Below are 20,909 nucleotides of genomic sequence, written 5' to 3'. Positions count from 1 at the left end.
GCTGCCCCCTCTCACCCGCCCTGTCGACCCCCGCCTTGGTCGATCAGCGCCCCTTGAGCCAGTCGACGACGCCGTCAGCCGCGGCCACGCCGGAGGCCATCGAGGCCTGCAGCAGATAGCCGCCGGTCGGCGCCTCCCAGTCCAGCATCTCGCCCGCGACGAAGGCGCCGGGGCGGGCCGTCAGCATCAGCCGCTCGTCAACGGCGTCCAGCCTCACGCCCCCGGCCGAGGAGATGGCGCGGGCCAGGCCCTGCACCCCGGTCAGGGTCAGGGTCACGCCCTTGATGCGCGCCGCCAGCGGGCCGGGTTCGGTCGGCAGGGGTCCGCCCTCACGCAGCAGGGCGATGGCGGCGGGGTCGAGGTGGACGATCTTGCGCAGCCAGTTGGACAGGCTCTCCTTGCCGCGCGGCTTCAGCAGTTTCTGGGTCAGGGCGGGGCGGCTGAGGTCGGGCCGCAGGTCCAGCGTCAGTTCAGCCGAACCGTCGCGCTCAATGGCGTCGCGCAGGCCCGCCGACAGGGCGTAGACGCCTCCGCCCTCGACGCCATAGGCGGCGATCATGGCCTCGCCGCGCACCGTGCGCCCGGCGTGGGTCAGGGCGATTCCCTTGATCGGCTGGCCGGCGAAGCGGTCGCGCAACAGCGGCGACCAGGCCACGTCGAAGCCGACGTTGGCGGGGCGGAAGGGGGTGATGGCGACGCCCGCTTCCGCCAGCCAGGGCGTCCAGGCCGCGTCGGAGCCCAGCCTGGCCCAGCTGGCGCCGCCCAGCGCCAGAACCACGGCCTCGGGCCGTTCCAGCGTCTCGCCCTCGGGCGTGTCGAAGCTGAGGGCGCCGTCCTTCCAGCCGGTCCAGCGTGAGCGGGCGCGGATATCGACGCCCAGGCTCTCCAGCCGGGCCAGCCAGGCCCGCAGCAGGGGCGAGGCCTTCATCGCCCGAGGGAAGACGCGGCCCGAGGAGCCGACGAAGGTCTCCTGGCCCAGGGCCTCGGCCCAGGCGGTCAGGTCGGCGGGGGAGAAGGCGTCCAGCCACCCTGCCACGCGATCACGCGCCGGCGCGTCGTAGCGGGCGAGGAAGGGCGCCCGCGGCTCGGAATGCGTCAGGTTCAGTCCGCCGCGCCCGGCCATCAGGAACTTGCGGCCGACGGACGGCATCCGCTCATGAACCGTGACGCGCAGGCCCGCCGAGGCCAGGCGTTCGGCGGCCATCAGTCCGGCGGGGCCGGCCCCGATCACGGTGACTGTGGAAGGAGCGGAGGAGGAAGCGTCGGTCATCGGCTCTTCTAGACCGGAACGTCCGCGAACGGCATACGCTGTGTCATCATGAGCGTCGCCTTCACCCGAGAAGAAGATCTGGAAGCCACGGCCGCCGACCTGGTGGACCGCCCGATCTCGCCCCATCCCAACCATGTCACGCCCGAGGGGATGGCGATGATCGAGGCCGAGCTGGCCGCGGCGCGGGCGGCCTATTCGGCGGCCCAGGCCAAGGGCTCGATCGAGGCGGATCGCACGGCCATGGCGCGGGCCACGCGCGACCTGCGCTACTGGTCGGCGCGACGGGCCTCGGCCCAGTTGCTGGAAACCAAGCCGGACGGTCGGGTGCGCTTCGGCGGCTCAGTCACCATCGAACGCGAGGACGGCCGCACCCAGACCTGGCGCATTGTCGGCGAGGACGAGGCCGATCCGGCCAAGGGCTCAGTCAGCCACGTCTCGCCCCTGGCCCGCGCCCTGATCGCCAGGCGGGTCGGCGACGAGGCGACCGTAGCGGGCCAGTCGGTCGAGATCGTCGCCGTCGATTAGTGCGGCTTAGAAGCCGCCGGTCCCCTTCTCTTTCGCCACCGGCTGGAAGTCGCGCACGAAGCGTTCCAGCAGGCGGACGCTGAAGCCCGCAGAGCCGGCCGGCTTGACGTCGCTGGCGGCGCCGTAAGCCATGTTGGCGATGTCCAGATGCGCCCAGGGGGTCTCGGGCCGGGCGAAATAGCCGATGAAGTGGGCGCCGGTGCCCGCGCCCGCGCCGCCCTCGCCCGAGTTCTTGATGTCGGCGATGGGGCTGCTGGTCGCCGCGACATAGGAGGGGTGCAGCGGCAGGCGCCACAGACGCTCGCCGGTCGCGTCGCCCGCCGTCTTCAGCTGCTCGGCCAGGGCGTCGTGACGGCTGAACAGACCGGCGTAGTCATTGCCCAGGGCGCCGCCGACCGAGCCGGTCAGGGTGGCCACATCGACGATGGCCGCGGGATCCAGGCGGGTGTCGGCCCAGACCACGGCGTCGGCCAGGACCAGACGCCCCTCGGCGTCGGTGGAGATGACCTCGATGGTCTTGCCGTTCATCGCGGTCAGGACGTCGCCGGGCCGGATGGCGTTGGCGTCGGGCATGTTTTCGGCCAGGGCCGCGACGGCGGCCACGTCGACCGGCGCGCCCGCCTTGGCCAGGGCCAGGACGGCGCCGACGACGCTGGCGGCGCCCGACATGTCCATCTTCATATTGCCCATATTGGCGCCCGGCTTGATCGAGATGCCGCCGGAATCGAAGGTGATGCCCTTGCCCAGCAGGGCGACCGGGCCGGCGTCGGGCGCGCCCTGGCCGCGATAGCGCACCACCAGCAGGCGCGGCGGACGCGCGGAGCCCTGGCCGACGCCCAGCAACGAGCCCATGCCGAGGCGCTGCATGGCGGGCACGTCCAGCACCTCGATCTTGACGCCGGGTACGCCCGCGAAGGCGGCGCGGGCGCGCTCGACGAAGCTCTCGGGATAGACGACGTTGGCGGGTTCGTTGGAAATGTCGCGGGTCCAGGCCATGGCCTCGACCAGGGCCGCGCCGCGCCGCCAGGCGGCCTGAGCGGCCGAGGCGTCGTCGGCCACGAGCGTGATGCCGCCCGGCGCGGCGGCGTCGCGGCCGGTGGTGCGGTGCAGGTCGGAGCGGTACTGGCCAAGGCCGAGGCCGGTGGCCAGCTCGGCGGCGCTGTCGGCGGACAGGCCGCTGGTCAGGACGGTCATCGCGCTCGGCTGGGCGATCAGGGCGCGACCGGCGACGGTTCCCGCGGTCTGGATGTCGGCGGCCTTGGCGTCCGTGGGCAGGCCGACGACCAGGATGCGGTCCCAGCCGCCGACGCCGTGCAGACTGAGCGTCTGACGCGCCTTGTAGTCGAAGCGGGCGGCGGTCAGGGCGGCGGCCACGGCCTCACGCACTTCGGGGCTCAGCGCCGCGCCGCGCGTCGCCAGATCGCCTTCGGCGCCCAGCGGCAGGACCAGGGCGCCCGAGGCCTGGCCGGGCGTGGCGGCGAAGGTCACGGGGCGCTGCACGGCGGGCGCGGCGCGGGGCGTCAGGGCGGCGGGGGCTTCGGCAGCGGCCGCACGACGAGATTGCGCCTCGGCGGGCAGGGCGACGCTCAGGCTGACAGCGGCCACAGCGGCGGCGGCGGCGAAGGTCGGGAATTTCGTGGTGCGGCGCATCGGTCGGAGCCCCCTCGGTGTCGATGAAGGTGCCTTTATGGCCAAGGTCGCCGGAGCGGCGCAAACCGTTCCAGCGATAGAGCGACGGACCGCGACGCCGTGTCGCGGCGGGGCGGTCAGCGGGTCAGCAGGCGGCGCGGCGGGGGCGCAGCCTCGGCGCGGGCGCGGCGACGAGTTTGGACGCGACGGGCGCGGCGGCCTTTCGGGCGTCCAGCAGGGCGCCGATCCAGCCCCACGCGGGTTCCTTATGAGTGCTGTAAATGTAGTCCATCGGTCGTCCTCCTTTCGTGAAGCCGGAATATGTAGTTGACGCGGGGCGTTCACAAACGGGACGATGGGGCTCATGCATAAGGCTTGCTTATGGCTGACGTCCTGTCCCGCATTCCCGTCGACGCCCTGAGGGTGTTCGAGACCGCCGCGCGGCTGCTCAGCTTCACCCGCGCCGCCGAGGCCCTGGGCACGAGCCAGGCGGCGGTCAGCTGGCGCATCCGCGACCTGGAGCAGAGGCTGGACCGCGCCCTGTTCGTGCGCGGCGTGCGGCAGGTGTCGCTGACGCCCGAGGGCGAGCGGCTGGCCACGGCCTCGATCGAGGCCATGACCCTGTTGCGGCGCGCCGTGGCCGACGTGGTCGAGGCCGACCAGGGCGTGCTGGCCATCACCACGCTTCAGACCCTGGCGACCCAGTGGCTGGCGACGCGGCTGGGGTCGTTCCAGCTCGACAACCCCGATCTGGCGGTGCGGGTGGACACCAGTCCGACCCTGTCGATGCTGGGCGCCGACGGGCTGGACGTGGCGCTTCGGTTCGGCTCGGGTCAGTGGGCGGGGCTGGAGAGCCGCTTCCTGATGCCCGCTGTCTTCACCCCCCTGTGCAGCCCGGCCATGCGCGACCGGCTGGACCTGAAGACCCCCGCCGACCTGCAACGCGCCCATCTGGTCGGCGAGCCGCGCGAATGGGCCGCCTGGTTCGCCGCCGCCCAGGTCTCGCCCGCCGATGCCGCCCCGTCGCCGCGCCTGACCGCCGACAACCAGGCGATGGAGGTGGCGGCGGCCCTGGGCGATCAGGGCGTGGCCCTGGGCTCGCCCATCCTCTATGCGCGCGAGATCGAACGGGGGCTGCTGGTCCGCCCCTTCGATCAGACCGTCGCATTGGCCGAGGGCTACTGGATCTGTTACCCGCCCGCCCGCCGTCTGACCCCCAAGATCGCCCGCTTCCGCGACTGGCTGCTGGACACCGCGCGGGACGACCCGGCGGTGGTCGAGGGCGCGCGGCTGGCGAAGCGGGCAGTGGGGGAGACGGGGTAGGTCCTTCTCCCTCCCCTTCATGGGGAGGGTGGTCGGAGCGAAGCGTAGACCGGGTGGGGAGGGCGAGGCGATACAAAGCGCAACGTCTGATTTGCTCTGCCGCCCCACCCGGCTTCGGCCTGACGGCCTCAGCCACCCTCCCCATGAAGGGGAGGGAGAGGCGCGGCGCATAGAAAAAGGGCGGGACCTTTCGGTCCCGCCCTTCCTTGGTTCTAGCCTGGGTGGGCTTGGACTTAGAAGTCCATGCCGCCCATGCCGCCCATTCCGCCCATGTCAGGGGCGCCGCCGGCGCCGCCCTTCTTGGGGGCGTCAGCGATGGCGGCTTCCGTGGTGATCATGATGCCGGCGACCGAGGCGGCCGACTTCAGAGCCGAACGGACCACCTTGGCCGGATCGATCACACCCATCTGGACGAGGTCGCCGTACTCTTCGGTCTGGGCGTTGAAGCCGAACGAAGCGTCGTTCGATTCCATGACCTTGCCGACCACGATCGAGCCTTCGACGCCCGAGTTTTCCGAGATCTGACGGATCGGAGCCTGGAGGGCGCGACGGACGATGGCGATGCCGGCGTTCTGATCGGCGTTGGCGCCCTTGAGGTCAGCCAGCTTCTTGGAAGCGATCAGCAGGGCGACGCCGCCGCCCGGTACGATGCCTTCATCGGCAGCGGCGCGGGTGGCGTTGAGGGCGTCGTCGACGCGGTCCTTCTTTTCCTTCACTTCGACTTCGGTCGAGCCGCCGACGCGCAGGACGGCGACGCCGCCAGCCAGCTTGGCCAGACGCTCTTGCAGCTTTTCCTTGTCGTAGTCCGAGGTGGTGTCCTCGATCTGACGCTTGATCTGACCGACGCGGGCTTCGATGCCCTCTTTCTCACCGGCGCCTTCGACGATGGTGGTGTCGTCCTTGGTGATCTGGACCTTCTTGGCCTTGCCGAGCATGTCGAGGGTGACGGTCTCAAGCTTGATGCCGAGGTCTTCCGAGATGACCTGGCCGCCCGTCAGGATGGCGATGTCTTCCAGCATGGCCTTGCGGCGATCGCCGAATCCCGGAGCCTTGACGGCGGCGACGCGCAGGCCGCCGCGCAGCTTGTTGACCACCAGGGTGGCCAGGGCTTCGCCTTCGATGTCTTCGGCGATGATCAGCAGGGGACGGCCCGACTGAACCACGGCTTCCAGCACCGGCAGCATGGGCTGCAGCGAGGTCAGCTTCTTCTCGTGGAGCAGGATGAGGGGCTCTTCGAGGGAGACCTCCATCTTGTCGGCGTTGGTGATGAAGTAGGGCGACAGGTAGCCGCGGTCGAACTGCATGCCTTCGACGATGTCGACGGTGGTTTCAGCCGTCTTGGCTTCTTCGACCGTGATGACGCCTTCGTTGCCGACCTTGGCCATGGCCAGGGCGATCAGCTCGCCGATTTCAGCGTCGCCGTTGGCCGAGATGGTGCCGACCTGGGCGATTTCCGAGTTGTTCGAGACCGGCTTGGAGATGGCCTTGACCTCGTCCAGAGCCACGCCGACGGCCAGATCGATGCCGCGCTTCAGGTCCATCGGGTTCATGCCGGCGGCGACGGCCTTGAGGCCCTCTTGCACGATGGCCTGAGCCAGGACGGTGGCGGTGGTGGTGCCGTCGCCCGCGTTGTCGTTCGCCTTGGAGGCGACTTCGCGGATCATCTGGGCGCCCATGTTCTCGAAGGCGTCTTCCAGCTCGATCTCTTTGGCGACCGAGACGCCGTCCTTGGTCGAGCGCGGGGCGCCGAAGGACTTCTGGATCACGACGTTGCGGCCCTTGGGACCCAGGGTCACCTTGACGGCGTCAGCCAGGACGTTGACGCCGCGCAGCATCTTGTCGCGAGCGTCGGTGTTGAATTTTACGATTTTAGCGGCCATGTGGGCAGCTCCTATCTAGATGGTTTTAAAAGAAAATCCGGAAACCGGGCCTGTCTTACGACAGCACGCCCAGGACGTCGGATTCCTTCATGATGATCAGGTCGTCGCCGTCGATCTTCACTTCCGTGCCCGACCACTTGCCGAACAGGATGCGGTCGCCGGCCTTCAGCTCGAGAGCGTTGACCTTGCCGGATTCATCGCGAACGCCGGGGCCGACGGAGACGACTTCGCCTTCCTGGGGCTTTTCCTTGGCGGTGTCGGGGATGATGATCCCGCCCTTGGTCTTGGATTCTTCTTCAACGCGCTTGACCAGCACGCGGTCGCCGAGAGGACGAAACGCCATCTGATGATCTCCTGATAGGTGTCGATTTGAGCCCCGGACCTTGCGGCTTTGGCAGCCGCCCTCCCCGAGTGCTAACGCGACGGGAGTTAGGGGGAGGGTGGGGGACCGTCAAGGGCGGAGCCCGCCGAATTCCCGCGCCGAAGATGACTTGAATATGAACGGCCGCCCTTGGGGTCGTTCAGCAGGGACCCCCTAAAACAAGGACAACGGATCAACCGGCTTTCGAAAGGAGCCCGCCATGAAGACTATTTCCAAGATCGGCGTCGGCGCTGTGGCCCTGACGATGCTGGCGGCCTCGCCTGTCGCCGCCCAGAACTATCGCGACCGTGATCGCGACAACACCGGCCGTGACGCGGTGCTGGGCGCCGTCGTCGGCGGCGTGGCCGGCGCCATCATCGGCAACGGCGACGGACGCTATGTCGCGGGCGGCGCCCTGGCCGGCGCGGCTCTGGGCGCCACGGCGACCAACCGCGGCAGCGGCTGCGAATATTACCGCGGCGGCCGCTGCTACCGCAACCAGGGCCACTGGGAGCGCGACCACGGCATCAACAGCCGCGACGGCTACTACAACAACGGCCGCTATCAGGGCCGTGACCGCTACGACCGTCGCTATGACCGCCACGACAACCGTCGCGACTATCGCTACGACCGCCGCTGGTAGGATCTGGCGCCTGAATGAAGAAAGGCCCGGCGGCGACGCCGGGCCTTTTTGCATCTGGCGTCAGCGCACGCCGACGGTCAGGGTGTAGTTGGCGTGCTCGTCGCGGCGGGCGGCGTTGCGCATCAGATAGACGCGGACGACATAGTCGCCGTTGGCCGGCAGGGCGCCGCGCCAGTTGACGACATTGGCCGCGCCGTCCAGCGCCGTGTCGCCGCCGCTGGGCAGGACGTTGAAATAGGCCGAGGCGTTGGTGGTCCGCATGCTTACGGTCAGGGTCTGACCGCGACGGGCGCCTACGACATAGTCGACCGAGTCGTAGCCGTGGACATTGCCCTGCAGGGTGGCGGACGAGGCCCCGCGCGCGAACTGGACCCGTTCAGTGCGCCCGTGATCCTGGGCGACGGCAGGGACGGCGATGGCCCCCATGGCGACAAGAGCGGACGCGGCGAGGACGGCGTATCGGAACATCAGATCTCTCCGGATTGAAGCCGTGAAACGGCGACGCTGGCGGGCAGTTCCACCGACCGTCGGGATTGAACAACCACCATTGTTGGTCGATGCTGACCAACAGTGCGCCGTCGCTTCGATTTCGTCCTCCCAACATCGAACAGCCGAGAAGTCCTCATGACCCTGCCCAAGGCGCCCGTCGCCGTTCTCGCCGCCGCGGCCCTGCTGGCGGCCTCCTTCCCGGCGGCCGCCCAGACGCCGCCGGACCTGCGCGATCTGGTCGGCGCGCGCGCCGGTCAGGCGGAAGGGGCGGTGCAGAGCCGGGGCTATGCCTTCGTCCGCACCCAGGAGGGCGGAAACTCCAAGTGGAGCTACTGGCGGCGCGGCGATGACTGCGTCCAGATCACCACCACGGACGGCCGTTACGCCTCGATCGACCGGATGGACCGCAATCTCTGCGACGGCGGCGGCTCGCGCGACAGTGGAAGCAATGCGGCGGCGGCCGTTCTGGCCGGGGCGGCGGTGATCGGTCTGGCGGCGGCCTTGGCCCACCACAACCGCAGCCACGACAATCGCGACGACAGCCACGACAACGACTATTCACGCGGTTATCAGGACGCCCTCTACGGCTCCAACTATGATCGCAACGACAGCGAGGCCTATCACGACGGCTATCTGGCGGGAGAGGCTGAACGGGGCAATCGTCGCGCCTCCAACACGGACCATGTTCGCCGTGCGCCCTGGGCCGCGCAACAGGCCTGCTCGGCCCGCGCCGATGACTATCAGAGCCGGCCGCGCGGCAGCTCGACGCCGATCAGCGTGCGTGATCTGGGCAATGGCGACTGGCAGATGGTGATGGGGACCGGGTCCTATCGCTCGGTCTGCGTGGCCAGCAGCGATGGTCGAGTGCGCAGCATCGACCCCTATTGATAGGGAACTGAAACACGAGAGGGGCGGGCGTTGCGGCGCCCGCCCCTTTTTCGTGCGCGCGTCAGGCCAGAAGGCGAGTCAGCAAGGCCGCCGTCGAGGGGTCGAGATCGGCCGAGGGCGCGCCCGCCGCCACGTCCTTGAGGACGGCCCTGGCCAGAACCTTGCCCAGTTCGACGCCCCACTGGTCGAAGCTGTTGATGTCCCAGATCACGCCCTCGACGAAGGTCTTGTGTTCATAGAGGGCGATCAGGGCGCCGAGGGTCTGCGGCGTCAGGCGGTCCATCAGGATGGCGGTCGAGGGCCGGTTGCCGGGGAAGGTCTTGTGCGGGGCCAGGCGGTCGGCCTCGGCTTCGGACGCGCCGCCGGCGATCAGTTCGGCACGGGCCTGGGCCTCGGTCTTGCCCTGCATCAGGGCCTGACCCTGGGCCAGGGCGTTGGACCACAGCGGGCTCTCAGGGGTCTCGCCGTGCGTGCGGGCCACGATGACGAACTCGGCCGGGACCACCTGCGGCCCCTGATGGATCTGCTGGAAGAAGGCGTGCTGGCCGTTGGTGCCGGGCTCGCCGAAGACGACGGGGCAGGTCTGGCGCCCGACCGGAGAACCATCGCGGCGCACCCGCTTGCCGTTCGATTCCATCTCCAGCTGCTGCAGGAAGGCGGGCAGGCGGCGAAGCGCGTGGGCGTAGGGGGCGACGGTGCGCGCGGGCCGATGCAGACCATCGACGTTATAGATCTGGGCCAGGGCCAAAAGGACGGGGGCGTTGGTCTCTAGCGGGGCTTCCAGGAAATGCCGGTCCAGGGCGGCGGCGCCGTCGAGGAAGCCCTGGAAGACATCCCAGCCCAGACCGATGACGCAGGACAGGCTGACCGCCGACCACAGGGAATAGCGCCCGCCGACCCAGTCGCTGAAGCCGAACACGCGCGCGCACCCAAAAGCTCGAGCCTTTTCCGGGGCTGCGGTGACGCCGATGAAATGACGGTCACGTCGTTCTTCTGGCAGGCTCCCGGCCAGCCACGCCTTGGCCGCTTCGGCGTTGGCCAGGGTTTCCTGGGTGGTGAAGGTCTTCGACACGACGATGACCAGGGTGGTCTCCGGATCCAGCCCGGTCAGGGCCTCGGCCATGTCTCTTGGGTCGATGTTGGAGACAAAGCGAAGGTCGATCTCGGGTTGTAGCGGGCGCAGGGCGTCCCAGACCAGGCGCGGCCCCAGATCAGACCCGCCGATGCCGATGTGGACAACGGCCTTGAAAGGGCGGCCCGTTGCGCCGGTTTCGGAGCCGCTGCGCACAATCCTGGAATAGTTCGCCATAGCGTGTCGAACGTCGTCGACGTCGGCCGACACGGCGTCGCCCAGGGCGTGGAAGTTCGCACCGCCGGGCGCGCGCAGGGCAGGGTGCAGGACGGCGCGGCCCTCGGTGGCGTTGACGGCCTCGCCGCCGAACAGGGCGGCGCGACGGCCCTCGACGTCGGCGGCGCGGGCCAGGGCCAGGGCGGCGTCGAAGCCGGCACGGGTCCAGCTCTGCTTGGACAGGTCCAGATGCAGACCGGCCGCGTCCACGGTCAGGCGCGACAGGCGATCGGGATCGGCGGCGAACTGATCCAGGATGCGGGCGTCGGCGTCGCGGCGGGCGACGGCCTCCAGTTCGGTCCAGGCGGCGTGCGGCATCCTCGTCTCCCCCATGAGCGCCGGCCAGAGATCGGCATGACGCTTGCAACCCTTCGTTTATGGCTCAGGCCTAAAAGAGTTCAATCAAAGACCGGTCAACATGGGTTTCTGCGCGGAAACGCCTGCCTCGGTCGTCACTGAAAGGGATGTCTCATGTCCTGCGGACTGATCCTCGCCGCCGCCCTGATGCTCAGCGATCCTTCGGTCGCCGAGGCCGCCGCCCAGCCGCCCGTCGCCGCCGACGCCCCCGTCTCGGTCGCACATGAGCCCCTGTTCGCCGATCTGGTGACGCGCTCGGGCGCGCTGAAGACCATCGTGGACGGCTGGATCGCCTCGGGCGCCGCTGACGGCGAAGGCTTCATCGCCGGTCCCGCCTTCACCGGCTTCAAGACCCAGGCGAGCGACCTCGCCGCCCGCGACCTGCAGGGCCACCTGGTGCTGAAGGAACGCGGCACGGACAACGACCTGAAGTGCATCCTGCGCGGCATTTCCGAGGACATGCCGAAGAAGGTGGCCGCCGTCGAAGCCGCCCCCAACGCCGCCGAACGCAGGGTGGCGCTGGAAGAACTGGCCTATCTGCTGAACGACAATGTCGAGGTCATCACCTCGCCGCCTCGCCCGGCGGCGTAGCCGCCTGGCGAGGCTTTCTTTGGGGCCTATCGCCCTTCGGGCTACCTGAGGCCCGTACTTTTGGGGCCTGCCGCGCTTCGGGCTACTTGAGGCGCATTCTTTTGGGGCCTATCGCCCTTCGGGCTACTTGAGCCCGGTTTGAAAAAGCCCACTCACCATCCGTAGAGGTTTAGAGGTCTGAGGCGGCGGCCTCAGCTCTCGACCGTCTCCGGGTATTTGATGGCGCAGCCGTAGGGTTGGGCGAAGGGGGTCTGGACCGGCCGGCCGGCCTTGGCGTCGGCCAGGGCGGCGCGGACGAAGTTGTTGGCGCCGGCCAAGTCCTCGACCTTGTTGGTGGGCTTGTCGTCGATGCCGCCGACGAAGATCAGACGCCCCTCGGGATCGATGATGCGCATGTCGGGCGTCGTCTTGGCGTCATAGCGCTTGCCGACCTCGCCGGTCGGATCGAGCAGCAGGTGGGTGAAGGCGGCCTTGTGCTTGGCCTTCCAGGCGCGGGCTTCCTCGCCCTCGACATAGCCCTGCGTGGTGGGCGCCGAGGAGATGATGGTCAGCCAGACCACGCCGTCGGCGGTCGCCTCGCGCTGCAGGTCCTGCATGGCGCCGGTGTAGTGCTTCTTCACATAGGGACAGCCCTCGTTGGTCCACTCCAGCACCACGGTCTTGCCCTTGAAGTCGGCCAGCGAGCGTTGCGTCCCCTCGGCGTCGACCAGGGTGAAGGCCGGGGCCATGTCGCCGGGGCCGGCGACGGCGGGCGTGGCGGCGGCTGGGGTCGCGGCCTTGTCCGGCGCGGCGGCGGGCTGTTGCTGGCAGGCGGTCAGAACCAGCAGGGAGGCGGAGGCGACGGTCAGTATGCGGAACATCGGGTGGTCTCCTTCAGGTCAGGGGCAGATGAAAATCAGCGGGCGGCGTCCTTCAGGGCGCCGACGACGGTTCCTTCGGTCAGAAGCTGGGGCAGGATGCGCGGCTCGGCCTGGCCCGGCGCGTAAAGCAGGTAGAGCGGGACGCCCGAGCGGCCGTGGCGTTGCAGTTCGGCGGTGATGGCGTCGTCGCGGCGGGTCCAGTCGCCGACCAGATAGACGGCGTTCGTCGCCTGTATCGCCTCGGCGGTGCGCGGCGAGGACAGGGCCGCGCCCTCGTTGATCTTGCAGGTGACGCACCAGTCGGCGGTGAAGTTGACCAGGACCGGACGACCCTCGGCCAAGGCGGCCTGTACGGCCTGCGCTGACCAGGGTTGCGAAGCCAGATGGGCGGAGGTCTGCGCGCTGTCGGTTGCGGCTGGGGCGGCGCGGGCGGCCAGGACGCCGAGGCCGAGGGCCGCGATCAGAGCGAGGGTTGCGCCAGTCGCGGCGACCCGGCCCTTGCCGGGCGTGGTCTGCGACCGGCCGAACAGCCACAGGGCCAGGGCCAGCATCAGGCCGGCGCCGAACAGCAGGGCCAGGGCGTCTGCGGTCTGGCGGCCATAGACCCAGGCCAGCCACAGGGCGGCGCCGTACATGGGGAAGGCCAGCAGGTTCCTGAGCGTCTCCATCCACGGGCCGGGACGCGGCAGGCGGGCCAGCAGGCGCGGCGACAGGCTGATCAGGACATAGGGCAGGGCCAGACCCAGACCGAGCATCAGGAAGACCGCCAGCGCCATGGGCCAGGGCATCAGCAGGGCCGCGCCGAGCGCAAAGGCCATGAAGGGGGCGGTGCAGGGCGCGGCCACGACGACGGCCAGCACCCCGGTGAAGAAGGCGCCCGTCGCGCCGGGCAGACGCGACAGGGGGCCGGAGCCCGCGCCTTGCAGGCCGCCGCCGATATGGAAGACGCCCGACAGGTTCAACGCCACGGCCAGCATCAGCAGCGACAGGGCGGCGACCACACCGGGCGACTGCAACTGGAAGCCCCAGCCGAGCGCCTGACCGCCCGCGCGCAGGGCCAAAAGGGCGCCGGCCAGAACGAGGAAGGTCGCCAGCACCCCGGCGAGGAAGGCCAGGCCGTCGCGACGCGCCTCCGCCGGATGGTGGGCCGAGCGGCTCAGCGCCGCGGCCTTCATCGCCAGAATAGGGAAGACGCAGGGCATGAGGTTGAGGATCAGCCCGCCGAGCAGGGCGAACAGGGCGGCCTGCAGGAAGGCGAGCGGCGTCGTGGCGGCGGTCGGGCCTTGCGTCGCCTCGCCGTCGCCGAGCGCCCCCTCTCCCCCGGCGCCGGGCAGGGCCGGGCCCTGTTCAGCGGAGATGTCCCAGGCGCCGAGGTCGGTGGACAGGACGCCCGCGAGCGGAGGCTTCAGTCCATTGGCGGACAGACCGCGCCCTGGGGCCATGGTCAGGGTCAGGCCTTGCCGTCCGCGCTGGCCGGTCTGGGCTGCGGCGTGGTCGATGACCCCGCCCTCGAAGGGAAAGAAATAGGCCCATTTCGGCGCAGCGCCGGCCAGCGGACCGCCCGTCGCCGTCAGGGTCAGCTGGCCGTCGGCGAAGGCCGCGCGGGCGTCGATCCCGGCGGGGCCTGGGGCGGTCTGGACCAGGGTCTGGATCTTCTGGCCCCAGCGCGGATCCAGCGGCGCGGCGCCCTCCTGCACCCGCAGGTCGAGGCTGAGTGTCAGTTCGTCGGGCACGCACATCTGGTCGCTGCAGACCATGAACAGGGCCCTGGTCGTCAGGCGCAGGGTCTGGCCGGGCCGGGCGTCGGCGGGGATCTCGATCGGCACGGGCAGGAAGACCTCGCCCTCGTAGCCGTAGTTCATCAGGCTTTGCAGCCGCTGGCGGCGGGGCAGGGGCCAGACGATGTCGCCCGCGCTGACGTTGTTCGGCAGGGTCCAGTCCAGGGTGGTCGGGCCGCCTGAATCCCCGGGATTGCGCCAATAGGTGTGCCAGCCGGGCTCGATCTGCTGACGCACCGCCACCACGGCGGTCGAGCCGGGCGCGGCCCAGGCGCTCATGGGGACCAGTTCGGCCTCGATCCGTTCGGTGCGCTGAGGGCCGGAAGGCGAGGCGGCGCCCGCCTTCAACGCCTGATCAAGGGCGGACGGCGCCGCCGTCGCCGAAGCGGCGAAGGTCAGCCAGACGAGGACGGCGGCGAGAAGACGCAAAAGAACGGCACCGGACAAGGAAGGTTGGCCGCGATCCTAGCCGCCGCGCGCCGCGACAGCCACCGTCCCGCGACGCCAGGCCGCACGAGGTCTAGCGGGGGCGGGCCTCGATCACGACCTCGGTGCGGCGGCGCAGGGGGTCGTTCACCCCATTGACGACAGCGCCGTCGGCGCCGGCGGCGGCCACCTCGAAAGCGGGGGCGGGCAGGCCGGCCCCGGCCAGGGCCTCGGCCACGGATCTGGCGCGACGCTCGGAAAGGGACTGGTTGGCGGCCGGCGTGCCGCTGCGGGCGTCGGCAAGGCCGAGCACCTGGACCCTCGTCACGTCGCATCCCTGCAACTGGGTTGCGGTCAGGCTGATAGCTTCGCGCGCCGCCGTCGTCAGGCGCGCCTGGTCCTGATCAAAATAGACCTCGAACCGCTTGGCGGCGCAGGCTGCGGGATCGCTGACCAGGTCGCTGCGCGTCTTGTAGACGCCTGGCGTGGAGCAGCCCGCCAGGAAGGCCAGGGTCATAACGCCGACGACAGCGGCAGGAAGGATCGGTTTCATCAGTCAGCCCTTCGACAGAACGCCCAGCCCCGGGCGTGCAAGACTACAGAAGCAAAAGGGCGGTCCGCGCAAACGGACCGCCCCTTGAACCTGACCCGAAAATCCATCGGGCGCCAGTCGCTTAGTAGCGACGCTGGCCGTTCTCCCAGTAGCATTCGCTCTGGCGATTGTCGTAGCAGTAGTAGTAGCGACCCTGGTTGTCGCGATAGCGCTGCTGGTTGTTGCGGTCCTGGTTCGAACCACGGATCGCGCCTGCTGCGCCGCCGGCGAGGGCGCCGATGGCTGCGCCGGTGGCTGCGTTGCCGCCGCCGACATTATTGCCGATGATGGCGCCGGCTACGGCGCCGAGGCCCGCGCCGATAGCGCCCTGACGGACGGTCTCGTTGTTGTTGCCGCCGCCGTAATACGGGTCACTGGCGCAGGCGGTGACCAGAAGACCGGCGCCGGCGATGGCGATAATCGCCTTGTTCATGGATCTGTCCTTCATCCCGAGGGGGCTCCCCTGAAGTCGACAGAACGCAAGCCAAAGGCGGCGGTTCCGAGACTGGCGGGCAAGCTTTACATTATTTTCTTCGAGCCTGCGGTTCGGGGAACCGGGGCCAGCGACGAGGCGTTCGCCGCCCATGACAGACGCCGCCGCCGCGCCCGACGCCCTTCGCCTGACTTCAGATGTCGCGATAAAAAAGGTGATCATCCTGGTCAACCCGCTGTCGGGCGGAGTTGGATCCCAGGCTGCGGCGGAGGCCGAGGCCCTTTTGGCGCCCTATGATTTCGAGGCCGCGGTGGTGATCCTGGAGGGCGCCCGGATACCGGATCAGATCGCCGAAGCTATCGCGGCTCGGCCGGACGTCCTGTTTGTTCTGGCCGGCGACGGCACCGCCCGGTCAGTCGCCACGCGGGCGGGCGCCAAGGGGCCTCTGATCGCCCCCCTGCCCGGCGGCACCATGAACATGTTGCCCAAGGCCCTCTATGGCACGGGCGACTGGAAGCTGGCGCTGAAGCGCGCCCTGGAAGAAGGCGCGCCTCAGGCCGTGTCCGGCGGCGTGGTGGAAGGCGAGGCCTTCTATTGCGCGGCCATTCTGGGCGCCCCCGCCCTGTGGGCCCCGGCTCGAGAAGCCATGCGCACCGGCAAGCTGAAACTGGCCTGGATGTACGGACGACGGGCGTTCAAGCGGGCCTTCAGCGGTCATATCCGGTTCAGCCTGGACGGCGGCGCCCGGCGCCGGGCGGAAGCCCTAGTGCTGATCAGCCCCATGATCTCAAGGGCGATGGACGAGCCGGTCGGTCTGGAAGCGGCCGCCATGACCACGTCCGACGCGGCTCAGGCCTTCGGTCTGGCGGCCCGGGCCCTTTTCGACGACTGGCGTCACGACCCCAATGTGACGACCCAGCCAGCGCGCAAGATCGCGGTTTCAGCGCGGTCCAAGATCCCTGCGGTCATCGACGGCGAGCCCATGCTGCTGGGCCGCGAGACCAGCATCAGCTTCCTGCCGCGCGCCTTCATGGCCCTGGCCCCGCTGCCGCCCGCAGCGGAGGACAGCGTCTGATGGGGCGGGTGATCCAGTTCTCCGACGTGCATTTCGGCTGCGAACATGTCCACGCGGTCGCCGGCGCCCTGGATTACGCCCATGCAACCCCGCATGACCTGGTCCTGATCACGGGCGACATCACCCAGCAGGGCTTCCCGAAGGAGTTTGAGGCGGCCGGCGCCTGGATACGCGCCATGCCGCAACCGGTCTTCGTGACTGTGGGCAATCACGACGTGCCCTATTGGGATGTCATGGCCCGGCTGTTCTGGCCGTGGCGCGCCTTTGAGCAGGCGACCGGCCATCCGGCGCATGATCATGAGTTCAAGCGCGACAATCTGATGGTGCGCGGGGTGACCACCGCACGAGGCTGGCAGGCCCGGCCGAACTGGTCGAAGGGCGTGATCGATCTGGATCAGACGCGGCGTGCGGCCGAGGCTCTTCGCAATGCGCCGATCGGAGCCCTTCGAATACTGGCCTGCCATCACCCCCTGATCGAGATGATCGGCACGCCGATGACCGGCGACGTCAAGCGCGGCGACAAGGCGGCCTTGATCTTCGCCGAGGCGGGGGTGGACCTGATCACCACGGGTCATGTCCATGTGCCCTTCGCCCTTGGCATCGACATATCGGACCGGTGTTCCTACGCCATCGGCTGCGGAACCCTGTCCCACCGCGAACGCGGCGCGCCGCCCAGCTTCAACCGCATCGAGTGGGATGCGCGAGAAATCGTGGTCACAGCGGTGGTCTGGACCGGCCAGCGGTTCGAGGATCACCAGACCTGGCGTCTGCCGCGTCGCCAGGACACGCGGCGGGCCGAGACCGCGCCCGATCCCGCGACGCCCGGTGAAATGGAGGCCGCTGTCACCTGACATCGGATGCAAGAAAAAGGCCCCGGCGATCGCCGGGGCCTTTTCATATGCAGCCGGGGAGCTGCGTCAGATACGCGGACCTCGCCCGCGCATGCCGCCGACGACCAGCGACACCACGAACAGAATAACGGCGATAATGGCGATGAATTTAGCAATCTCGAACGACATGCCCGAGATACCGCCGAAGCCGAGAACGGCGGCGACCAGTGCGACGATAAAGAAAATGATGGCCCAGCGAAGCATGGACGACCCTCCGAAACGTTGTTGAAACGAAAGCAAGACTATCGACTCCTCCCGTCGATCATCTCGCCTGCTTCAATAACGCCCCGGAGGCTTAGCCGTTCCGCGCTCTAACGTCGGCGAGGGCGGCTTTTTTCAGTAAAGGCCGCAGCCACCATGGTGGCGAGGGCCGGGTTGCGCAGGAAAATCCAGCCGCCGGCCAGGGCCGCGACGGTGCCGAGCACAGGCCGTTGCTTGAACAGATGGAAGGCGCGCATGCCCAGACCCTCCGGTTCGTAGTCCTCTTCGTCTTCCTCGCCCTGCGCGCGACGCACGAAGATCAGGGCGACGAGGAGCGCGATGATCGCGAACAGAGCCGAGGTGATGGCCGCGGCCGCCAGCGGAACGACGACCAGGGCGAGCAGATAAAACACCGTGGCCCCGAGAGCGACCACGGCCACGAAGCCTGCGCCAGCCGCGATGAAGGTCGCGACGGCGCGGTTGACGAGCCCCCGCCCGATCATCAGCGACGACGACCGGCGAGCAGGAGGCCGAGCACGACGCCGACGCCCAGGGCGATGGCGGTGGACTGCACCGGACGTTCCTGAACGCGTTCGACGACGTAGCGCTGGGCTTCCTCGAAGCGTTCGGCGGCGTCATCGTAATATTCACGGCCGCGCACGCGGGCGTCGTCATAATAGCCGCGCGCCTTTTCGCGGAGTTCCTCGCCCTGCTCACGCAGGCGGGCCTCGGCGTCGGCCGCCTTGGCTTTCAGGCGCTGCGTTTCCTCGCGCGCGCCAGTCTTCAGATCCTCCTTGAGGGTCTTCAGATCGTTCTTGATGTCTTCCCGAGCCTTGGTGGTGGCCATGATGCGCGCTCCGCTGGGTGTGTAAGCTTGACGATTAAATAGAGAACCCCTGCCCCGAACGCCACACCGACGACCAAGGTTCCTGCAAAGCAGCAAGCCGAGGGTCGACATTCAAGGCGTGGCTGTCGCCGCCTTCTGGCGTCATCAGGGGCGTCGTCCTACAACAACGTCATGACCCAATGGCTGTTCCCGCCCGCTTCGACGCCGTCCCTGCCCATTCAGGGCGACACGCGCCGTTTTCCAGTCCGTCGTATTCTCTGCGTCGGCCAGAACTACGCCGCCCACGCTCGCGAAATGGGGGCCGATCCGTCTAGGCCCGCGCCCTTCTTCTTCGCCAAACCGGCCGACGCCCTGGTCGTGGACGGCGCTGATCCCGTCTATCCGTCGGCGACGGCCAACCTGCATCACGAGGTCGAACTGGTGGTCGCCGTAGGCGAAAACGGCGAGATCGCCGGCTGGGCGGTCGGCGTCGATCTGACGCGGCGCGACCTTCAGTCCGAGGCCAAGGCCAAGGGCCGCCCGTGGGAGGCGGGCAAGGCGTTTGACCAGTCGGCGCCTTGCGGGGCGCTGACGCTCGGAGACTTGCCCGACCCCAATGCGACCATCACGCTCACGGTCAACGGCGAGACGCGCCAGTCGGGGCGTCTGTCCGACATGATATGGGACCCGGTCGGGATTTTGGCCAAGGCGGGCGAACTCTGGAGCCTTCAACCCGGCGATCTGATCTTCACCGGCACCCCAGAGGGCGTGGGACCCTTGGCCCCCGGCGACCGGGTCGAGGCGCGGATCGACGGTCTGGCCCCGCTCGCCTTCACGGTGCAGCCGTGATCCTGCACGGCTACTGGCGTTCGGGCACCAGCTATCGCGCCCGCATCGCCCTCAATCTCAAGGGGCTGGTCTATGAAACGGCGCCGGTCGACCTGCGGACGGGCGCGCAGACGTCCGACGCCTATCTGGCGCTGAACCCGCAGGGGCTGGTGCCTGCGCTGGAGACAGGCGACGGTCTGGTCCTGACCCAGAGCCCGGCCATTCTGGAGTGGCTGGAGGAAACCCATCCGACCCCGGCCCTGCTGCCGACGGCCGCCGCCGACCGGGCGGCGGTGCGGGGCATGGCCGCCCTGATCGGCTGCGACATCCATCCGCTGAACAATCTCCGGGTGCTGAAGGCGGTCCGTGATCTGGGCGCTGATCAGGCGGGCGTGGACGCCTGGGCCGGGCGCTGGATCCTCGACGGATTCGCCGCGCTCGAGGCGCAGGTCCAGCACCATGGCGAGGGCTGGTGTTTCGGCGGAGCGCCGACGCTCGCCGACTGCTACCTGATCCCGCAGATTTATTCGGCGCGGCGGTTCAACGTCGATCTGACGCCCTTCCCGCGTCTGCTGGCGACCGAAGCGAGGGCCAGCCTGCATCCGGCCTTCATGGCGGCGCACCCGGACAATCAACCGGATGGGCGACCGGACGCGGATTAAGCCTGTTCGTTCACCAACGACCCTGATTTCGGTCAATCTCCCTTAAGCTTTGACGCTGAATATCGGCGCCGTGAGATTCGCCGTCCCGCCCTGTCCGGCCGACCGGCTCGCCATCGCTGTGGTGACTGAGCCTGAACGGTCCCGCCCGCTGCCTCCCGGCCAGCGGGAGGACGCCATGCGTCATCTGCTGCAGACAGCGGGGGACGCGGGCGTCGGCCTGGTCGCGACCCGACCCGAAGGCGATGTCGAGCGGCTGCTGGGTCAGGCCTGGCCCTTCCCTTCGCCTTTCCGCGTCACCGTGCGCACCGTGCCCCTGGCCGACGGTCTGGACCGGGTCGAGGCCCGCGCCCGTCGCTCGCTGGAGCGCATGGGCCTGCCGCGCGGCGACGCCGTTCTGGTGCAGAACGCGTCCGATCTGGCCGGGGTCGAGGGCCGCGCCCTGTGGGCGCGTCTGACGGCGCTGAAGGAACGCGGCGTCTTCCGCAAGATCGGCTTCGTGGCCACGGTCGAGGACGGCCCGGCCCTGCTGGCCCGTCGCTTCCAGCCTGACGTCGTGCAGGTAGCCTGCAACATCCTGGACCAGCGCGCCGCGCGCGGCGGGGTGATCGAGGATCTGGCCGGCCAGGGGGTCGAGGTGCATCTGGCCTCGGTCTTCGCGCAAGGGTTGCTGTTCGCCAACCGCGAGAGCCTGCCGCCGGAACTGGCGGCGCACGGCATGGCCCTGTCGCGCACGCGTCGGCGTCTGGCCGAGGCCCGGGTCGATCCGATGCAGGCGGCGCTCGCCTATGCCCTGAACCTGCCCGGCGTGGCCTCGGTGATCGCCAGCGTGGCCTCGGCCGCCGAACTGCGCGCCATCGTCGCCGCCTCGCACGCGGCCAAGCCCGACATCGACTGGGACGCCCTGGCCCTGGACGAGGCCCCGGCCGCCGTCGCCTCGCGCACCCGCCTGCGCATCAGCAACGCGGCCTGATCCACAGGCGCGGCGGGCTTCTACGCCCCCCTGTGCATGATCGCCGCCGATCCTGCTTGAGGCC

Annotated in this window: 24 protein-coding genes; 10 read left to right on the top strand and 14 right to left on the bottom strand. The window is 69.3% G+C overall.

Annotated elements, in window-relative coordinates; genetic code table 11:
- Positions 1 to 43 precede the first annotated feature (43 nt).
- Positions 44 to 1,270: a TIGR03862 family flavoprotein gene (locus tag ACOZBP_RS06535; RefSeq protein ID WP_422675600.1), complete on the bottom strand. Its 1,227-nt coding sequence runs from the start codon at positions 1,268 to 1,270 to the stop codon at positions 44 to 46.
- 48 nt (positions 1,271 to 1,318) lie between these two features.
- On the opposite strand from ACOZBP_RS06535, the gene greA reads away from it, so the two are divergent.
- Positions 1,319 to 1,795, top strand: a complete 477-nt coding sequence (gene greA / locus ACOZBP_RS06530; protein ID WP_422675599.1) for a transcription elongation factor GreA — start codon at positions 1,319 to 1,321, stop codon at positions 1,793 to 1,795.
- 6 nt (positions 1,796 to 1,801) lie between these two features.
- Here greA and ACOZBP_RS06525 read toward each other — a convergent pair whose 3' ends face one another.
- Both ACOZBP_RS06525 and ACOZBP_RS06520 read right to left on the bottom strand, forming a co-directional pair.
- Complete coding sequence (locus ACOZBP_RS06525; protein WP_422675598.1) at positions 1,802 to 3,445, bottom strand: leucyl aminopeptidase; 1,644 nt, start codon at positions 3,443 to 3,445, stop codon at positions 1,802 to 1,804.
- Between the two features lie 124 nt (positions 3,446 to 3,569).
- Positions 3,570 to 3,716 carry a hypothetical protein gene (locus tag ACOZBP_RS06520; protein WP_422675597.1) on the bottom strand — a complete coding sequence of 49 codons (147 nt, stop codon included), beginning with the start codon at positions 3,714 to 3,716 and terminating at the stop codon, positions 3,570 to 3,572.
- Between the two features lie 89 nt (positions 3,717 to 3,805).
- Between ACOZBP_RS06520 and ACOZBP_RS06515 the strand changes: the two genes are divergently transcribed.
- The gene (locus ACOZBP_RS06515) at positions 3,806 to 4,747 is read left to right on the top strand and encodes a LysR substrate-binding domain-containing protein (protein ID WP_422675596.1); all 942 of its coding nucleotides are present in this window, start codon (positions 3,806 to 3,808) and stop codon (positions 4,745 to 4,747) included.
- 233 nt (positions 4,748 to 4,980) lie between these two features.
- On the opposite strand, the gene groL is transcribed toward ACOZBP_RS06515, so the two are convergent.
- Together groL and groES are read right to left on the bottom strand one after the other, a co-directional pair.
- Positions 4,981 to 6,627, bottom strand: coding sequence for a chaperonin GroEL (gene groL, locus ACOZBP_RS06510; RefSeq protein WP_422675595.1), 1,647 nt, complete (start codon positions 6,625 to 6,627; stop codon positions 4,981 to 4,983).
- Positions 6,628 to 6,682: 55 nt separating this feature from the next.
- The gene (gene groES / locus ACOZBP_RS06505) at positions 6,683 to 6,970 is read right to left on the bottom strand and encodes a co-chaperone GroES (RefSeq protein WP_008259448.1); all 288 of its coding nucleotides are present in this window, start codon (positions 6,968 to 6,970) and stop codon (positions 6,683 to 6,685) included.
- A gap of 238 nt (positions 6,971 to 7,208) precedes the next feature.
- Between groES and ACOZBP_RS06500 the strand changes: the two genes are divergently transcribed.
- Positions 7,209 to 7,631 (top strand): hypothetical protein, encoded by a 423-nt coding sequence (locus tag ACOZBP_RS06500; protein ID WP_422675594.1) that lies wholly within the window; start codon positions 7,209 to 7,211, stop codon positions 7,629 to 7,631.
- A gap of 60 nt (positions 7,632 to 7,691) precedes the next feature.
- Here ACOZBP_RS06500 and ACOZBP_RS06495 read toward each other — a convergent pair whose 3' ends face one another.
- Positions 7,692 to 8,099 (bottom strand): hypothetical protein, encoded by a 408-nt coding sequence (locus ACOZBP_RS06495; RefSeq protein WP_422675593.1) that lies wholly within the window; start codon positions 8,097 to 8,099, stop codon positions 7,692 to 7,694.
- A 156-nt stretch (positions 8,100 to 8,255) separates the two neighbouring features.
- Here ACOZBP_RS06495 and ACOZBP_RS06490 point away from each other — a divergent pair, with 156 nt between their 5' ends.
- Positions 8,256 to 9,008, top strand: a complete 753-nt coding sequence (locus ACOZBP_RS06490) for a hypothetical protein (RefSeq protein WP_422675592.1) — start codon at positions 8,256 to 8,258, stop codon at positions 9,006 to 9,008.
- Between the two features lie 61 nt (positions 9,009 to 9,069).
- Here the strand turns inward: ACOZBP_RS06490 and pgi are convergent, their stop codons facing one another.
- Positions 9,070 to 10,674, bottom strand: coding sequence for a glucose-6-phosphate isomerase (pgi, locus tag ACOZBP_RS06485; protein WP_422675591.1), 1,605 nt, complete (start codon positions 10,672 to 10,674; stop codon positions 9,070 to 9,072).
- 153 nt (positions 10,675 to 10,827) lie between these two features.
- Here pgi and ACOZBP_RS06480 point away from each other — a divergent pair, with 153 nt between their 5' ends.
- Positions 10,828 to 11,304: a hypothetical protein gene (locus ACOZBP_RS06480; RefSeq protein WP_422675590.1), complete on the top strand. Its 477-nt coding sequence runs from the start codon at positions 10,828 to 10,830 to the stop codon at positions 11,302 to 11,304.
- Positions 11,305 to 11,495: 191 nt separating this feature from the next.
- Here ACOZBP_RS06480 and ACOZBP_RS06475 read toward each other — a convergent pair whose 3' ends face one another.
- The 4 genes from ACOZBP_RS06475 to ACOZBP_RS06460 all read right to left on the bottom strand — a co-directional run bounded on the left by ACOZBP_RS06475 (position 11,496) and on the right by ACOZBP_RS06460 (position 15,393).
- On the bottom strand, positions 11,496 to 12,164 hold the full coding sequence (locus tag ACOZBP_RS06475; protein WP_422675589.1) for a thioredoxin family protein: 669 nt from the start codon (positions 12,162 to 12,164) through the stop codon (positions 11,496 to 11,498).
- Between the two features lie 35 nt (positions 12,165 to 12,199).
- The gene (locus ACOZBP_RS06470) at positions 12,200 to 14,221 is read right to left on the bottom strand and encodes a protein-disulfide reductase DsbD family protein (protein WP_422675903.1); all 2,022 of its coding nucleotides are present in this window, start codon (positions 14,219 to 14,221) and stop codon (positions 12,200 to 12,202) included.
- Between the two features lie 241 nt (positions 14,222 to 14,462).
- Positions 14,463 to 14,921 (bottom strand): OmpA family protein, encoded by a 459-nt coding sequence (locus ACOZBP_RS06465; protein ID WP_422675588.1) that lies wholly within the window; start codon positions 14,919 to 14,921, stop codon positions 14,463 to 14,465.
- 121 nt (positions 14,922 to 15,042) lie between these two features.
- Positions 15,043 to 15,393 (bottom strand): YMGG-like glycine zipper-containing protein, encoded by a 351-nt coding sequence (locus tag ACOZBP_RS06460; RefSeq protein ID WP_422675587.1) that lies wholly within the window; start codon positions 15,391 to 15,393, stop codon positions 15,043 to 15,045.
- A 151-nt stretch (positions 15,394 to 15,544) separates the two neighbouring features.
- Here ACOZBP_RS06460 and ACOZBP_RS06455 point away from each other — a divergent pair, with 151 nt between their 5' ends.
- A complete protein-coding gene (locus ACOZBP_RS06455) occupies positions 15,545 to 16,468 on the top strand; it encodes a diacylglycerol/lipid kinase family protein (protein WP_422675586.1) in 924 nt (307 codons plus the stop codon).
- Positions 16,468 to 17,319: a metallophosphoesterase family protein gene (locus tag ACOZBP_RS06450; protein WP_422675585.1), complete on the top strand. Its 852-nt coding sequence runs from the start codon at positions 16,468 to 16,470 to the stop codon at positions 17,317 to 17,319. The genes ACOZBP_RS06455 and ACOZBP_RS06450 overlap by 1 nt, the downstream gene beginning before the upstream one ends.
- A 66-nt stretch (positions 17,320 to 17,385) precedes the next feature.
- Here ACOZBP_RS06450 and ACOZBP_RS06445 read toward each other — a convergent pair whose 3' ends face one another.
- From ACOZBP_RS06445 to ACOZBP_RS06435, 3 genes are all read right to left on the bottom strand, one after another.
- Positions 17,386 to 17,562: a DUF1328 domain-containing protein gene (locus tag ACOZBP_RS06445; RefSeq protein ID WP_105562042.1), complete on the bottom strand. Its 177-nt coding sequence runs from the start codon at positions 17,560 to 17,562 to the stop codon at positions 17,386 to 17,388.
- A gap of 107 nt (positions 17,563 to 17,669) precedes the next feature.
- Positions 17,670 to 18,062 (bottom strand): hypothetical protein, encoded by a 393-nt coding sequence (locus ACOZBP_RS06440; protein ID WP_422675584.1) that lies wholly within the window; start codon positions 18,060 to 18,062, stop codon positions 17,670 to 17,672.
- Complete coding sequence (locus ACOZBP_RS06435; RefSeq protein ID WP_292032274.1) at positions 18,062 to 18,406, bottom strand: glycine zipper domain-containing protein; 345 nt, start codon at positions 18,404 to 18,406, stop codon at positions 18,062 to 18,064. Before ACOZBP_RS06435 ends, ACOZBP_RS06440 begins: the two co-directional genes overlap by 1 nt.
- A gap of 171 nt (positions 18,407 to 18,577) precedes the next feature.
- Between ACOZBP_RS06435 and ACOZBP_RS06430 the strand changes: the two genes are divergently transcribed.
- The 3 genes from ACOZBP_RS06430 (at position 18,578) to ACOZBP_RS06420 (ending at position 20,845) form a co-directional block, all read left to right on the top strand.
- Complete coding sequence (locus ACOZBP_RS06430) at positions 18,578 to 19,234, top strand: fumarylacetoacetate hydrolase family protein (RefSeq protein WP_422675583.1); 657 nt, start codon at positions 18,578 to 18,580, stop codon at positions 19,232 to 19,234.
- Positions 19,231 to 19,875: a maleylacetoacetate isomerase gene (maiA, locus tag ACOZBP_RS06425; RefSeq protein ID WP_422675582.1), complete on the top strand. Its 645-nt coding sequence runs from the start codon at positions 19,231 to 19,233 to the stop codon at positions 19,873 to 19,875. Before ACOZBP_RS06430 ends, maiA begins: the two co-directional genes overlap by 4 nt.
- Positions 19,876 to 19,945: 70 nt before the next feature.
- Positions 19,946 to 20,845, top strand: a complete 900-nt coding sequence (locus ACOZBP_RS06420; protein WP_422675581.1) for an aldo/keto reductase — start codon at positions 19,946 to 19,948, stop codon at positions 20,843 to 20,845.
- Positions 20,846 to 20,909: the final 64 nt, after the last annotated feature.

The organism is Brevundimonas sp. NPDC058933 (assembly GCF_049315965.1).
In the GTDB taxonomy this organism is placed as follows: Bacteria; Pseudomonadota; Alphaproteobacteria; order Caulobacterales; family Caulobacteraceae; genus Brevundimonas.
The sequence above is the reverse complement of the archived record's forward strand: the minus strand, read 5'-3'. Positions and strand labels throughout refer to the sequence as shown.